This is a genomic window from Azospirillum sp. B21 (assembly GCF_008364825.1).
GTDB lineage: Bacteria > Pseudomonadota > Alphaproteobacteria > Azospirillales > Azospirillaceae > Azospirillum.
On record NZ_VTTO01000002.1, the window covers coordinates 143427 to 158862 of the forward strand.

At 69.1% G+C, this 15436-nt stretch carries 13 protein-coding genes; 9 read left to right on the plus strand and 4 right to left on the minus strand.

Annotation, left to right across the window (positions count from 1 at the left end; translation table 11 throughout):
* Positions 1 to 304: 304 nt before the first annotated feature.
* From FZ983_RS05450 to FZ983_RS05475, 6 genes are read left to right on the plus strand one after another with little or no spacing between them, the layout of a single operon-like run.
* Entirely contained in the window at positions 305 to 652 is a 348-nt protein-coding gene (locus tag FZ983_RS05450) for an acyl carrier protein (RefSeq protein ID WP_282186991.1), read from the plus strand.
* The gene (locus FZ983_RS05455; protein ID WP_149222574.1) at positions 649 to 1842 is read left to right on the plus strand and encodes an acyl-CoA dehydrogenase family protein; all 1194 of its coding nucleotides are present in this window, start codon (positions 649 to 651) and stop codon (positions 1840 to 1842) included. Before FZ983_RS05450 ends, FZ983_RS05455 begins: the two co-directional genes overlap by 4 nt.
* Positions 1839 to 2765, plus strand: coding sequence for an amino acid--[acyl-carrier-protein] ligase (locus FZ983_RS05460; protein WP_149222575.1), 927 nt, complete (start codon positions 1839 to 1841; stop codon positions 2763 to 2765). The genes FZ983_RS05455 and FZ983_RS05460 overlap by 4 nt, the downstream gene beginning before the upstream one ends.
* Entirely contained in the window at positions 2762 to 3721 is a 960-nt protein-coding gene (locus tag FZ983_RS05465; RefSeq protein WP_247883597.1) for a DUF1839 family protein, read from the plus strand. The genes FZ983_RS05460 and FZ983_RS05465 overlap by 4 nt, the downstream gene beginning before the upstream one ends.
* Before the next feature lie 6 nt (positions 3722 to 3727).
* Positions 3728 to 6208, plus strand: a complete 2481-nt coding sequence (locus FZ983_RS05470; RefSeq protein ID WP_149222577.1) for a glycoside hydrolase family 2 protein — start codon at positions 3728 to 3730, stop codon at positions 6206 to 6208.
* On the plus strand, positions 6205 to 7980 hold the full coding sequence (locus FZ983_RS05475) for an alpha/beta fold hydrolase (RefSeq protein ID WP_149222578.1): 1776 nt from the start codon (positions 6205 to 6207) through the stop codon (positions 7978 to 7980). The genes FZ983_RS05470 and FZ983_RS05475 overlap by 4 nt, the downstream gene beginning before the upstream one ends.
* A gap of 13 nt (positions 7981 to 7993) precedes the next feature.
* Here the strand turns inward: FZ983_RS05475 and FZ983_RS05480 are convergent, their stop codons facing one another.
* Positions 7994 to 9232, minus strand: coding sequence for an ArgE/DapE family deacylase (locus FZ983_RS05480; RefSeq protein WP_149222579.1), 1239 nt, complete (start codon positions 9230 to 9232; stop codon positions 7994 to 7996).
* A 13-nt stretch (positions 9233 to 9245) separates the two neighbouring features.
* Positions 9246 to 10508, minus strand: coding sequence for an allantoate amidohydrolase (locus FZ983_RS05485; protein WP_149222580.1), 1263 nt, complete (start codon positions 10506 to 10508; stop codon positions 9246 to 9248).
* Positions 10509 to 10815: 307 nt separating this feature from the next.
* Here FZ983_RS05485 and FZ983_RS05490 point away from each other — a divergent pair, with 307 nt between their 5' ends.
* Complete coding sequence (locus FZ983_RS05490) at positions 10816 to 11115, plus strand: hypothetical protein (RefSeq protein ID WP_149222581.1); 300 nt, start codon at positions 10816 to 10818, stop codon at positions 11113 to 11115.
* Positions 11116 to 11181: 66 nt separating this feature from the next.
* Here the strand turns inward: FZ983_RS05490 and FZ983_RS05495 are convergent, their stop codons facing one another.
* Together FZ983_RS05495 and FZ983_RS05500 are read right to left on the minus strand one after the other, a co-directional pair.
* Positions 11182 to 11391 (minus strand): hypothetical protein, encoded by a 210-nt coding sequence (locus FZ983_RS05495; RefSeq protein WP_014250120.1) that lies wholly within the window; start codon positions 11389 to 11391, stop codon positions 11182 to 11184.
* 179 nt (positions 11392 to 11570) lie between these two features.
* Positions 11571 to 12098, minus strand: a complete 528-nt coding sequence (locus FZ983_RS05500; protein ID WP_149222582.1) for a BON domain-containing protein — start codon at positions 12096 to 12098, stop codon at positions 11571 to 11573.
* A gap of 183 nt (positions 12099 to 12281) precedes the next feature.
* On the opposite strand from FZ983_RS05500, the gene FZ983_RS05505 reads away from it, so the two are divergent.
* Entirely contained in the window at positions 12282 to 14714 is a 2433-nt protein-coding gene (locus FZ983_RS05505; protein ID WP_149222583.1) for a glucose/quinate/shikimate family membrane-bound PQQ-dependent dehydrogenase, read from the plus strand.
* Positions 14715 to 14783: 69 nt separating this feature from the next.
* Positions 14784 to 15407, plus strand: coding sequence for a glutathione S-transferase (locus tag FZ983_RS05510; protein ID WP_149222584.1), 624 nt, complete (start codon positions 14784 to 14786; stop codon positions 15405 to 15407).
* Positions 15408 to 15436 lie beyond the last annotated feature (29 nt).

The window sequence follows — 15436 nt, forward strand, 5'->3', positions numbered from 1 at the left end:
TTTCGCAGGCGAGAAAGTGTATTGCCCGTGGGTCATATATCCATTCGGACTCGGCGGCCACCACCGGGATGGTGTCGGCCGCACAAAACCCGCACCGGCCAAGCCCAGGCCTAGGCCGGTGGGTCATGGTCCGAACTGGCAATACCAAAGGCATCCGGGCCATCGACCAATGTTATCCCTGTGCTTACCCCCACCGGAGAAAAAGCGATCACTTGGATAGCCCGACGGCCATACCGATGCCGAGTGGAAGCACCGGGGTGGCGTGGCTAGCTTGGGATCAGCAAGTTTCCGAGGGATTTAAAGAATGCCGCAGGACGCCAGCCCGCCATTTCCCAACCCGTCGCTCCAAGCGGCCGGGAGTGCCGGGCTACCCCCCACCGCCGGTGGCGGTGCCGATGACGGGATGATCGCCGGTATCCGTTCGGTCCTGGCCGAATGTGGCGGACTGGCGGTCGATGCCGGCAGGCTCGCCGTCGATGATGATCTCTATGCCGCCGGTCTTACCTCTCATGGTTGTGTCGGCCTGATGCTGGGGCTGGAGGAGCAGTTCGACGTCGAGTTTCCGGAAAAGCTTCTGAACCGCCGCACCTTCGAGAGCATTGCAGCGATCCGCGACGCGGTGCGTGGCTTGATCGACGGGGGCGAGGCGTGAACGCCGCCCCGGCCGGCGCGGCTCCGAGCCTCTCGGCCCGCGCGCGCGCCATCGGGGCGGACATCGCCGCCCGTCATGCCGAGGCGGTGGACCGGGAGAGCCGCTTCCCCACCGAGGCCTTCGACGCCCTGCGCCGGGAACGCCTGCTGGGCGCCATGGTGCCGACGGAACTCGGCGGCGGCGGCGCCTCGCTGTTCGAGGTGGCGGCGGCCTGCCATGCGCTGGCCCGCGGCTGCGCCTCCACCGGCATGATCTATGCCATGCACCAGATCCAGGTCGCCTGTCTGGTCAATCATGGCAGCAACGGCTGGCACCGCGAGCTGATGGCGCGCATGGCGGCCGAACAGCTGCTTCTCGGCTCCGCCACGACGGAGGCGGAGACCGGCGGCGACATTCGCAACAGCGTCTGCGCCGTCGAGGCGGATCAGGGAACCGGGGAGGGCCGTTTCACCCTGGCGAAGAACGCCTCCGTCATCTCCTACGGCGACCAGTCGGACGTGATCCTGGTCACCGCCCGCCGCAATCCCGACGCGCCCTCGTCGGATCAGGTGCTGGTGGTGCTGACCCGGGACGATTACCGGCTGGAGAAGACGACGCTGTGGGACGCGATGGGGATGCGCGGCACCTGCTCCGACGGCTACCGACTGGAGGCGGCGGGCGTCACCGACCAGATCCTGCCGCTGGCTTACGCCGACCTGTCGGCCCAGACCATGCTGCCGGTGACCCATATCCTGTGGAGCAGCACATGGCTCGGCATCGCCGCCGACGCGGTCAGCCGCGCCCGCGCCTTCGTCCGGTCTGAGGCCAGGCGCAAGCCCGGCACCACCCCGGCCTGCGCGGTGCGGCTGGCCGAGGCGACGGCGAAGCTGCAGCAGATGAAGACCGTCATCCTGACCGCCATCCGCCAGTACGAGCTGGCCTGCGGTTCGCCGGAACTGCTCACCACCCTGTCCTTCGCCACCGCGATGGGAACGCTGAAGGTCACCACGTCCGAACTGGTGCGCGAGGTGGTGGAGGCGGCGATCCGCACCTGCGGGCTGGCCGGCTACCGCAACGATACGCCCTACAGCCTGGGCCGCCACCTGCGCGATGCCCATTCCGCCGCGCTCATGATCGGCAACGACCGCATCATGTCGCACATCGCCACTCAGCTTCTCGTCCAGCGGGACGGGTCGGGGCCATTCGAATGAACATGGTCGACATCGGGGCGGCACAGGCGGCCTATCGCGACGAGCTGGTGGCGGCCGGCCTGCTGATCCCCACCGGCGTGGACGGCCTCTATGGCCGCAGCGGCCTGTTCGAGGAGGTGGTGGAGCGTTTCGACGCGCTGGTCACCCGCTGGGGCGGCGCCGACGGGGCGGAGGTGATGCGCTTTCCCCCGGCCCTGAACCGCCAATACTTCGAGGAAAGCGAGTATCTGAAGAGCTTCCCCCATCTGGCCGGCACCATCCACAGCTTCGCCGGCGACGAGAAGGCGCATCGCACCCTGCTGCGCCGCTTGGAGGAGGGGCAGGACTGGACCGAGGAGCAGGCCGCGACCGACGTGGTGATGACGCCGGCCGCCTGCTATCCCGTCTATCCGACCATCGCCCGGCGCGGGGCGCTGCCCGGCGAGGGCGGGCTGATCGACGTCTTCTCCTACTGTTTCCGGCACGAGCCGTCGATCGACCCCGCCCGCATGCAGCTGTTCCGCATGCGCGAATACATCCGCATCGGCACGCCGGAGCAGGTGGTGGCGTTCCGCGAGACATGGCTGGAGCGCGGGCGCGAGATGATGGCCTCGCTGGAGGTGCCGCTGGAGATCGACGTCGCCAACGATCCCTTCTTCGGCCGGGCCGGCGCCATGCTGTCGAGCAGCCAGCGCGAGCAGAAGCTGAAGTTCGAACTGCTGATCCCAGTCACCAGCACGGAGAAGCCGACCGCCTGCCTCAGCTTCAACTATCACCAGGACCATTTCGGCCATATCTGGGACATCCGGACCGCCGACGGCGGCGTCGCCCACACGGCTTGCGTCGGCTTCGGGATGGAGCGGGTGGCGCTGGCGCTGTTCCGCCACCACGGCTTCGACCCGGCCGGCTGGCCGGCGGCGGTCCGCAAGGTGCTGTGGGGGTGACGGGCGCCATGTGGACGCGGCACCAGCCCGACGGCCACGACCGCCATCCCCTGCACCAGGGCGAGCGGATCTGGCTGGAGACCAACTGCTACGTCGATCTGTGGATCGAGGCGCTGCATGCCCGCGGGCTCGACCCGCTGGCGATGCTGGGCTTCACCGTCACCCAGGATTTCGAGGGCGACCAGTTCACCTTCTTCAAGGTGCCGCTGGAGGATCTGGAGACGCTGTACGGCCTGCGCGTGCAGGAGCTGGCGATCTACGACAGCGTCGAAACCCATGTGGTGGAGCAACTGGCGCGCAGTCCAGAGGGTGGGCTGGTGCTGGTCGAGGTCGACGGTTTCCACCTGCCGGACACCCGCGGCACCTCCTATGGCACCACGCATGTCAAGACCACGGTCGGCATCGTCCGCATCGACCCGGCGGCGCGGTCCATGGATTACTTCCACAATGCCGGCTTTCACCGGCTGGAGGGCGCCGATTACGAGGGCGTCGCGGCGGCGGCGGCCGGGCCGCTGTTCCCCTATGTGGAGTTCGTGAAGCCGGCGCAGCCGGCGCTGGAAGGCCGGGCGCTGATGGACGCATCGCTGACGCTTCTGCGCCGCCACCTCGCGCGCCGGCCGGCGGAGAACCCGATCGCGGCCTACCGCGCCGTCTTCCCGGAGCATCTGGACCGGCTGCTGTCCCGGCCGATGGAGTATTTCCACCTCTACGCCTTCAACCTGCTGCGCCAGCTCGGCGCCAATTTCGAGCTGCTGGGCGCCCATGTCCGCTGGCTCGACGGGCCGTCAGAGGCGGAGGAGGCCTGCCGGACCATCGCCGAGGGCGCCAAGGCGATGCAGTTCCAGCTGGCCCGCACGGTTGCCCGGCGCAAGGCACCCGACCTGAGCGAGGGCTTCGACCGGATGGAGCGGGCCTACGACACCGCCCTGGGCGCGCTGGCCCGGCGTTACGGGTGACCGGCGATGGCGCGCATCCGATCGGTCACGGGACGGCGGATCACCGCGCTGACGGAGGGCTGGAGCTTGACCCTGCTGCCGCCCGGCGGCGTGGGGGAGGGCGTGGCTGCCCCAATGGCTGCCGCAGTGCCGGGAACGGCGGCGCAGGCCCTGCAGGCGGGCGGGCTGTGGTCGCTGGACGATCCGATTCCGTTGCATGACAAGGATATCGTCTACCGGACCCGGCTGACCGGCCATGGTCCGCGCAGCTTGTGCTTCCACGGTCTCGCCACCATCGCGGAGGTGTGGCTGGACGGGGAGCGCATCCTGACCTCCGACAGCATGTTCCTTGCCCATGAGGTGCCGGTGACGCTGAACGGGGAGGCGGAGCTGTCCATCCGCTTCCATGCCCTGCACCCGGTGCTGGCGGCAAAGAAGGGCCGCGCCCGCTGGCGGACGAAGCTGGCCGAGCCGGCGGGGCTGCGCTTCATCCGCACGACCCTGCTGGGCCATATGCCGGGCTGGTGCCCGCCGGTCCACGCGGTCGGTCCCTACCGCCCGGTGGAGTTGGTGGAGGAGACCGGCCCCATCCGCCTGCTGGGCGTCGACCTGCGCAGCGCCTATGACGGGCGCGACGGTCGGCTGTCGCTGCGCCTGACGGTGGACGGCACCCAGCAGGCGGATGGGGCGGGCATGGCCGGCTCGGTCGAGGTGGCCGGGCAGGTGGCTCCGCTCCGGTTCGACGGCATCGACGCCTTCCACGCCGACATGACCTTGCCGGGGGTGGAGCCCTGGTGGCCGCACACCCATGGCGAACCGGTGCTGCACGACGTGGTCGCCCGGATCGGTGCGTCGGGGGGCGTGGTGGAGGTCGATCTGGGGCGCATCGGCTTCCGTTCGCTGGCGGTGGACCGGGGAGCCGACGGCAACGGCTTCGCTCTGCTGGTGAATGGCGAGCGGGTGTTCTGCCGCGGCGGCTGCTGGGTGCCGGTCGATCCGGTCGGCCTGTCGGCGGAGCGCGCCGTCTACGAGCCCGAACTGCGACGGATGCGCGATGCCGGGGCCAACATGGTCCGCGTCGGCGGCACCATGCTGTATGAGGGCGACGCATTCTTCGAGCTGTGCGACGAGCTGGGGATCCTGGTCTGGCAGGACGCCATGTTCGCCAATTTCGACTACCCCAGCGATCCGGCCTTTCTTGAGAGCGTGCGGGCGGAGATCGCGCAGCTTCTCGACCGTACCCAGGCTTCCCCGTCCCTGGCGGTGCTGTGCGGCGGCAGCGAGATGGAGCAGCAGGCAGCCATGCTCGGCCTGCCCCGCGCCTCCTGGACGCAAGAAGCGCTGAAGGCAGCGATAGCGGAGGAGGGGACGGCGCGGCGGCCCGACCTGATCCAATTGTCCAACTCTCCCATCGGCGGGCCGCTGCCCTTCGTGGCCAATGCCGGAGTGACCCATTACTACGGCGTCGGCGCTTATATGAGGCCGCTGGAGGATGCCCGCCGGGCCGACGTGCGCTTCGCTGCCGAATGCCTCGCCTTCTCGAACCTGCCGGAGGACGACCCGCTCGGCGTTCCGGCGCTCCATCATCCCCGCTGGAAGGAGCGGGTTCCGCGCGATCCCGGCGCCTCCTGGGACTTCGAGGATGTGCGGGAGCATTATCTGGAGGCGCTCTACGGCGTCGATCCGCGGCGCCTGCGCCACGAGGAGCCCGACCGCTACCGCCGCCTGTCCCGCGCGGCGACGGGGGAGGTGATGCAGGCGGTGTTCGACGAGTGGCGGCGTGCCGGGTCCGGCTGTGCCGGCGGGCTGGTCTGGCAATGGCGCGACCCCTGGCTGGGAGCCGGCTGGGGCGTGGTTGCCGCCGACGGCACGCCGAAGCCGGCCTGGCATGCGCTGAAACGCGCCTTCCGTCCGCTGCGCGTCATCCTGACCGACGAGGGGGTGAACGGGCTGGCCGTGCATCTGGTCAACGACACCCCCCGGCCGGTGGAGGCGCTGATGCGGTTGACCGCTTGGCGCGACGGTTCGGTCCCGGTGCTGAAGGCGGAGCGGCCGGTGACGCTGCCGGCGCGGGCAGCGGTCACCCTGCCGGCTGCCAGGATGACCGACCGCTTTTTTGACACGACCTATGCTTACAGGTTTGGACCGATCCTACACGATGTGGTGTCGGCGCAATTGCTGCCGGCCGATAGGGAAGCGGAACCAATCGATGAGTCACATTATTTCCCGAAGGGCCGTTTGCTGCCGCGCGCCGATCTCGGCCTGACAGCGGTGGTGGAGCGGCAGGGCGACGACTGGGTGTTGCGGCTTGCGACCCGGCGGCTTGCCTGTTCGGTGCATGTGGAGGACGAACGGTTCCGGGCGGAGGATGCCTGGTTCCATCTGTCCCCCGGCGTCGAGCGGGTGGTCCGCCTGCGGCCGCGTGCCGGCGAGGGCGATGGGGTGCCGGATGGGGAGGTCCATGCGCTGAACGCGCTGGCGTCCGTCCGTTACAGGGGGAACGCATGAAGCCGACACCGGTGGTGTTCGAGGGTTGTTTCGGATGGCTGCACCCGGCGCCGGGGCTGCGCGGGGTGGTGCTGTGCGGTCCCTACGGACATGAGGAACTCTGCGTACACCGCGCCTGGAAGACCTTCGCGGAGAGGTTGGCCGCCGCGGGCCTGCCGACCTTGCGGTTCGACTATCCGGGTTCCGGCGATTCCGCCGGGGACGACAGCGAGCCGGACCGGGTGCGCGCGTGGCTGGACGGCGTCAAGGCGGCGGTGCGCCGCCTGCGCGAGGACACCGGCGTCACCGAACTGGTCCTCGTCGGCTTCCGCCTGGGCTCGCTTCTCGCCACCGCGGCGGCGCTGGAACTGGCCGAGGACGGGCAGGGGGTAGATGCGCTGGCGCTGCTGGCGCCGATCACCTCCGGCCGCAAGGCGGTGCGGGAGTTGCAGACGCTGGCCACCATGGTGCTGCGCCCGGTCTGCAACCCGGAACCGCCGGAGCGTGCCTCCTGGCTGAACGTGATCGGCATGCCGCTGACGCCGGAGACCGCACTGGCGCTGAGCGGCCTTGCCCCCTGCGACCAACCGAAGCTGCCGGCTCCACGCATCCTGATCGCCGACCGGCCGGACGCGAAGACGCCGGTGAAGCTGGCGGCCCGCTGGCGCGCGATGGGCGCGGTGGCGGAGCCGATGGGCATCAGCGGCATGCTGGAGATGGTCCAGCAGCCGCAGCGCGCCCAGGCCGCCACGGCGTTCGACCCGGTCCTGCGCTGGATCGCCGCCGGGCCGTTCGCCACGGGGGCGACCCCGCCGCCGGACCGCCCGGCCGGGCTGATGACCACGACCGCGGTGGAGCGTCCGGTCTTCTTCGGCAAGGATCCGGAGCTGTTCGGCATCTATTGCACGCCGGTCCTGGCCGACCCGGCCGGCAACCGGCCGGCCATCCTGTTCCTGAACAGCGGTGCGACCCACCATGTCGGGTCCGGACGCGCGACCGTGGTGCAGGCCCGCCGTCTGGCGGCGCGCGGCTACTGCTCGCTCAGGATCGACGCCGCCGGGATCGGCGACAGCCCCGACCGGACGGGCGTTGCCGACAACCTGCTCTACCACCGGGATGTCACCCGCGACCTGCGGGCGGCTCTGGACTGGCTCGAAGCCCAGGGGCACGCGCGGGTCGTCGTCATCGGCCTGTGTGCCGGCGGGACGCCCGCCCTGCATGCCGGGCTGGGCGACAACCGGGTGGTCGGGCAGATCGCGCTCAATCCCGGACGGTTCGAGTTGGGCGACGGCACCGCCGTGTCGGAGCTGATGCGGACGGTCGCCTTCCGTTCCACCACCGAATATCTGCTGGAGGCGCTGAAGCCGGCCCGTCTGCGCGCCAGCTTCCGCAACCGCGCCCGGGTGATGGGGCTGACCAAGCGGCTGGCCGGCCGCTTCGTCCGCAAGGTGCTGATCCGCACCGGCCTGACCCGCCACGCGCTGCGCATGTTCCGCCGCCTGTCCGCGGAAGGCCGCCGGGTGTTGCTGGTCTACAGCAGCGGCGACATGACCTTGGCCGAGTTCTATCTGCATCTGGGCGAAGGCGGACGCGCGCTGGACGGCCTGACCGGCATCGAACTGGTCTATCTCGACCGCGCCGACCACAGCCTGACGGTGTGGGAGGCGCGCGACCGGCTGAACCTGCTGATCGACCGCCATCTGGCTGCGCTGGACACCGCCACCACCGATCCAGCCACATCCGGTTCATCCGATTGGGATCTCGGGCTGCCGTCGGGGGAACGGGTGGGGTAGATTTGCCGAGGGATTATCCCAGCAGTTCCGCCAGCGACCGCGCCACCACCTGGGTCGCCTTGCGCAGATCCTCCAGCACCAGCTTCTCGTCGGCGCGGTGGCCGTTGGCTTCCAGCAGGTCGCGCGGGCCGGCGCCGTAGAGGATGGTGGGGATGCCGGCTTCGGAATAATGGCGGGCGTCGGTGTAGAGCGGGATGCCGTTCTGGCCGACCGGAACGCCCAACACCTCCTGTGCATGGCGGGCGAACAGCGCGGCCAGACGCGGCGCATCGCCGACCGAGCGGAAGGGCCGGGCCAGCAGGATGCGGCGGATGGTGACGCGGATGCCCTCGTGGCCCGTGACGGCCCCTTCGATCAGGGCACGCAGTTCGGCCTCGACCTCAGCCGGGTTTTCCTCCGGGATCATGCGGCGGTCGAGGCGGAAGGTGACGCGGTCGGGAACCACGTTGGTGTTGATGCCGCCCTGGATCAGCCCGACGGTGAGCGACGGATGGGTGATGCCGGTGACGTTGGAGCGGCGGGTCGCGAGCTCCGGCCGGTGGGCGTAGAGGGCGGCCAGGATGCCGGTTGCCGCCTCCAGCGCGTCATGGCCGGTGTCGGGGCGGGCCGCATGGGCGGACTTGCCGTCGACCTGCACCTCCAGATGCAGGCAGCCATTGTGGCCGGTCACCACCGAATATGCGAAGCTGGCCGACACCGCATAGTCAGGCTTGGAAATGCCCTGGTCGAGCAGCCATTTCGGCCCGATCTCGCCACCGGCCTCCTCGTCATAGGTCAGGTGCAGCTCGACCGTGCCCTTCAGCGCGGCCTGCGAGGCCATCAGCGCCCGAAGCGCGAAGGCATAGGTGGCGAAGTCCGACTTCGACACCGCCACGCCGCGGCCATACATCACGCCGTCGCGGATTTCCGCGCCATAGGGATCGCTCGACCAGCCCTCGCCCGGCGGCACCACGTCGCCATGGGCGTTCAGGGCCACCGTCGGGCCTTCGCCGAAGCGGTGGCGGCTCACCAGGTTGGTGGCGCTGATCATGCCGTTCGCCCGCACCAGATCGGCCGGCACCGGGTGCCGCTCCACCGTGAAGCCCATCGCCTCCAGCAGCTCGGCGGCGCGGACGGCGTGGGGGGCGCAGTCACCGGGCGGGTTGTCGGACGGCACCTTCACCAACTCCGCCAGGAAACGGACCTCCTCGTCGAAGCGGGCATTCACCGCCTCGTCGAGAGTGGCGGCGAGGGAGGGGGACAGGTCGGTCATGGCAGGCGGTCCGTCACGGAAGGGAGGTTGCGGGCTGGAAGTTTTCGACGAAGCGGGCGAGCACGCGGGCGCCGGCCTCGGCATCGGCGGCGGTGATGCGTTCGGCCGGGTTGTGCGAAATGCCGCGTTCGCAGCGCACGAACAGCATGGCGATGTCGGTCAGCGCCGCCACCGCCATGGCGTCGTGGCCGGCGCCGCTCGGCAGTTCCGGCGCGTCCAGCCCTTCGGCGGCGGCCGCGGCGGCGAACTGTGCCATCAGGCCCGGATGGCAGGCGACGGCGGGGCTTTCATGCAGAGTCTCGAAGCCGATTGCGACGCCGCGGGCATCGGCGATGGCCTCCAGCCGGGCGCGGACGGCGCCGACCCGTTCCAGCCGCAGGGCATCGCGGTCGGCGCGCAGGTCGATGGTGAAGCGGACCTTGCCGGGAATGACGTTGGTGGCGCCGGGCGACGCCTCGATCCGGCCGACGGTGCCGACCAGCCGCTCCTGTCCCGAGCAGAGCTGTTCCACCGCCAGGATCATCTCGGCCGAAGCCGCCAGCGCATCGCGGCGCAGGGTCATCGGCACGGTGCCGGCATGCCCGGCCATCCCCTCCACCGTCACCGCCAGACGGGTGGCGCCGGCAATGGCGGTGACCACGCCGACCGGGCGCCCCAGAGCCTCCAGCACCGGCCCCTGTTCGATGTGCAATTCCACATAGGCCAGGACGGCTTGCGGCTCGTAGGCGGCGGTGGCCCAGGCGGCGGGAACGAGCCCGAAGGCGGTCATCGCATCGGCCAGCCGAGTTCCGGTGGCGTCGCGAGTCTCCAGCACCGCCGGGTCGAAGGTTCCGGCGATGGCACGGCTGCCGATCAGGGTGGACTGGAAGCGCGTGCCCTCCTCGTCGCCGAAGCCGATCACCTCGACGGCGAAGGGCAGGCGGCGGCCGCGGGCGTTCAGGTCCGCCACCACGGCGATGCCGCTCAGCACGCCCAGCATGCCGTCATAGCGCCCGGCATCGCGCACGGTGTCGAGGTGCGAGCCGATCAGCAGCGCCGGCAGGCCCGGCCGGTCGCCCTCGTAACGGCCGATGATGTTGCCGACGGCATCCTCCCGCACCGCCATCCCGGCGGCGCGCATCCACTGCGCGACGAGGTCGTTGGCGCGGCGGTGTTCCGGCGTCAGGTAGAGACGCGACAGGCATCCCTCCTCCGCGCTGATCGCCGCCAGCGCGTCGATGCGCTCCAGAAGGGCCGGCCCGAAAAGCGGCGACAGGGAGGACGGGGAGTCGGGCATCGGCGATTCCGGTCTGAACGGGAGGGTTCGGGACGATGGCAACGGTTATACGCCGAAGCCGCCACCCCGCCCTAGCCCCCGGCCGGCGAAGACAGTTTCAAAGAATCCCGGAAAGGCGATCCGTCACCGACTTCCGGTCATACTGCAACGCAAAAAGACAAGGGAAAGAGCGTTGGTGGTGCCGAATACTGCCTACCACCCTCTGGAAGTGATCCGCAGAATTCATAAATGAAGGGAAACAAAATCTGCTGCGAAGCGGCAGGGTTTGCTGCGACTGCGAAAGAAACTGCCGAGGGGAGGTGCGTCCATGACGTCGTTCGATCCCGATATGCCTTTCGAAAACGCAACGCCGATTGGTCGCCCGGGCGGTGCCCTGTGGTTCAACGACCGGGCGGGATTGGCCCAGGCCCGCACGCTGGCGGGATGGATCACGCTGCTGGCGGAAGACCGCGGGCTGGACGACCGGCAACTGGCCGCCGTCACCGGGCTTGATCCGGAGGATGTGCGCGCGGTGCGCGACGGCGCGGTGGCCATGCTGCCGCCCCGGCTGCTGAACCGCGCGCTGGCACGGCTGGAGGGCCGGAACGACGAAGGGCGGCTGCAATAGCTGCAGGCCGCCCTTCCGGAAGAACTGGCCAAAAAAACTGGCCGAAAACTGGATTGCGGCGGTGCCTCAGGCGACGGCCAGCACGTCCACATACATGTTGGCCGGGGCCGACAGGTGGATGCGGTACAGCATGCCGGACTGGTCGACGATGATGTCGGCGACCGGATTCTTGGTCGACAGGTCGGTCACCGCGGCGCGGACGTTGCGCGGCAGTTGTTCCAGGGCGACGTCGCGGTAACCGCCCTTGTCGGAAAGCTTGATGGTCTTGTTGCCCATGATGGCAGCTGCTCTGTTTCAGGAAGGCTTGAGAGGGGATACTCGATTTGCTGCGGGACAATGATCCCCGCCGGTTAATCGAGTGTTAAGCACCCTCTCAGGTCCTCCGAATGCCCGCGCAGGGCAGCAGCGCATCCGGTGCAGGGGGGCGGAACCGCCCACCCTGATCCGGTCATGGCTCAGCGGCGGTCCCGCCCGGCGGTACCGGCCATCGCGTCGTTGCGGCGTAGCGTGTCGTCCTCCGGCAGCGGCTGCTTGCCCAGCACCATGGAACTGTTGTCGAGCGCCGCCACCATGGCGTCCCGTGCCGGGGCGCCGGGGCCGGTGACGCTGCCCTCTCCCTGCGGGGCGGCCGGCTCGACCCGCTCTCCGAGACCGACGGCCGTGGTCTGGCCCGGGGCATTCCGGCTGGTGACGCGCAGGTCGTTCTGCACATGGCCGACGCCCGACACGCTTTCCGCGATGTCTTCCGCCCGGCGGCGGGCGGCGCGGTCGGTGACGGTGCCGGACAGCGTCACCTCACCGCTCTCCACCTTCACCCCGACGTCGAAGGCGTCGATGTGGTGATCGTCGGTCAGGCGTTCGTTGATGTCTTCCAGGATGCGTTCGTCGGACCGGCGGTAGTTGCGCGGGCCGACGCCGCGGTACCGCGCCTCCGGGCTCATCTTGGCGAACTCCTCGCTCCAGGGATGGCGGTGCATGCGCATGGCGGCCTCCGTTAGCAGCTTCCAGGATCTTTCGCCGTTCAACAAAAGTGGCGCGCTCCGCGTTCCGAAGCTTTACCGGATGGGCAGCGATACGCAGCGAATGGCACCCATCGCCCAAACATGTCGCAACCAACTCCGCCCCCGTTCGTTGGGATCGGAAAGGGTTTTGGTCGAGGACGTGCCATGAAAAAATCCGAGCGAAGCGTCGCCCTGTGGGCGATGACAATTCTGCTGGCAATATTGGGGCTCGGTTCGCTGGGCGGCGGCCTGTGGCTGATCCTGCTGGGCGGGTCCTGGTACTATGCCGTCGCCGGGATCCTGTTCCTGGTCACGGCCCTTCTGCTGGTGAAGCGGTCGCCCGCGGCGTTGACGGTCTACGCGCTTCTGGTGATCGGAACGCTGGCCTGGGCCTTGTGGGAAGCGGGGCTGGACTGGTGGCCGCTGGCGGCACGCGGCGACGTGATCGCGGTGGTCGGGTTCCTGCTGCTGATGCCCTGGATCACCCGCCGTCTGGGCGAACGGCAGCCGATGGCCGGCGTGCCGGCGCCCGGCGCCTATCCGGTGGGTGCCTTCCGCGGTACCGGCATTCTGCTGGCCGCCTCGCTGGCGATCGTTCTGCTGGTCGCCGTCGCGTCCTGGTTCACCGACCCGCACCGCATCGACGGAACCGTTCCGGCACGGCAGCAGACCGCATCGGCCGGGACTCCGGGTGCCGGCCCCGGCCCGACGATTCCGGACGGGGAATGGCACGCCTATGGCCGCACCGGCTACGGCCAGCGCTATTCGCCGCTGACCGCCATCACGCCCGAGAATGCCGACAGGCTGGAGGTCGCCTGGACCTACAACACCGGCGACCTGCGCGGCCGGCCCGGCGATCCGAAGGAAACCACCTTCGAGGTGACGCCGCTGAAGATCGGCAACCGCCTGTTCCTGTGCTCCCCGCACCAGCTCGTCATCGCGCTGGACGCGACCACGGGCAAGGAGGTGTGGCGCCGCGACCTTCAGATCGATCCCAAGCAACTGGCGTTGCAGCACCTGACCTGCCGCGGCCTGTCCTACCATCCGGCTCCGCAAGCGGCCGCCAATGCTGCCGGGGGCGCGTGCGCCGCCAAGCTGTTCATGCCGACCGCCGACGGACGTCTGGTGGCGCTGAACCCGGAGGACGGGTCGACCTGCACCGGTTTCGGGCAGAACGGCGAGATCAACCTGTGGGCCAACATGCCGAATGTGCGGCCCGGTGCCTATTACTCGACCTCGCCACCGGTGGTGACGGCCAGTCTGATCATCGTCGGCGGCACGGTGCTGGACAATGTCTCGACCAAGGAGCAGTCGGGCGTCATCCGTGCCTTCGACGTGAATGACGGCCATCTGGTGTGGAATTGGGACTCGGCCAAGCCCGACCAGACCGCTCCGATCGCGGAGGGTCAGACCTACACCGTCAATTCGCCCAACAGCTGGTCGATCGCCAGCGTGGACGAGGCGCTTGGCATGGTCTACCTCCCGCTGGGCAACCAGCCGCCCGACCAGTTCGGCGGCAACCGCAGCCCGGAGGTGGAGCGCTTCTCCTCCTCGGTCGTAGCCCTCGATCTGGCGACGGGGCAGGTGCGCTGGGTCTTCCAGACCGTGCATCACGATCTGTGGGACTATGACGTGCCCGCCCAGCCCAGCCTGATCGACCTCATGGTGAACGGACAGACCGTGCCGGCTTTGGTTCAGCCGACCAAGCAGGGCGAGCTGTTCGTGCTGGACCGACGCACCGGCCAGCCGGTGTTGCCGGTGACCGAGAAGCCGGCGCCGCAGGGTGCCGTGGAGGGCGACCACACCGCCCCGACCCAGCCCGTCTCCGCCCTGTCGTTCGACCCGCCGCCGCTGGGCGGAGCGGACATGTGGGGGGTGACGATGTTCGACCAGCTCGCCTGCCGCATCGCCTTGAAGCGGCTGCGGTACGAAGGGCGCTACACGCCGCCGTCGCTGCAGGGGTCGCTGGTCTATCCCGGCAACTTCGGCGTCTTCAACTGGGGCGGCGTCGCGGTCGATCCTGAGCGCCAGATCGCCTTCACCACGCCGGCTTATCTCGCCTTCGTCTCCCAGATGGTGCCGCGCCAGAACGACACGGATCTGTATGTCCAGGGCGGGGAACGGCCGGAATTCAGCCTGCCGGCCCTGAACGAGAATTTCGGCGCGCCCTATGCGGTGAAGCTCGGCCCCTTCGTTTCGGTTTTGGGGCTGCCCTGCCAAGCGCCGCCCTGGGGCTATGTCGCCGCAGCCGACCTGACGACCGGCAAGGTCGTGTGGAAGCACAAGAACGGCACGACCCGCGACGCCTCACCGATCCCGCTGCCCTTCCGCATGGGCGTGCCCAATCTGGGCGGCCCGATCATGACGGCGGGCGGCGTGGCCTTCCTGTCCGGCACCATCGACTATTATGTGCGGGCGTATGACGTGTCCAACGGGAAGCAGTTGTGGGAAAGCCGCCTACCTGCCGGCGGTCAGGCCACGCCGATGACCTACCAGGGCGAGGACGGCCGGCAATATGTGCTGGTGGTCGCCGGCGGGCACGGCTCGCTGGGGACCAAGGGGGGCGATTCGGTGATCGCCTATGCGCTGCCGAAGTGAAGCTCGTCCGTTGAGGGTGGTGTAGGATCACCACCCTCCATGGTGCAAACGATTGCGGGAAACCAGTCAATGACCATCATCGTCCATCATCTCAACAACAGCCGGTCGCAGCGGATCCTCTGGCTCCTGGAGGAGCTGGAGCTGCCTTACGAGCTCCGGTTCTACCAGCGCGACAAGGTGACCAATCTGGCCCCGCCGGAACTGAAGGCGGTGCACCCGCTGGGGAAATCCCCGCTGTTGGAGATCGACGGACGGATCGTCATGGAGTCCGGCGCCATTGTCCAGCATCTGTGCGAAACCTTCGCCGCTGACCGTTTCCTGCCGCCGGCCGGCTCGGACGATGCGTTGCGCCACCTGCAGTTGATGCATTTCGCCGAGGGATCGGTGATGACGCCGATCCTGCTCGATCTCTACGTCGGCAGGCTCGGCGAAGCCGGTGCGCCGCTGCACCCCCGCATCCAGGAGCAGCTGGCCAGCCATTTCGAGTATCTGGAATCCGAGCTTCGCCCCTCCGGCCACTTCGTCGGTGACGGGCTGACCGGTGCCGACATCATGCTCAGCTTCCCGATTGAACTGGCGATGCTGAAAGGAAACCGCGGCCGGTGGCCGAAGCTGGCCGCCTTCGTCGACGCCATGCACGCCCGTCCGGCGTGGCAGCGCGCCCTCGCCAAGGGCGGCCGCTATTTCCAGTGACGGTTCGCCGGCTTCGATACTGAAAGAGC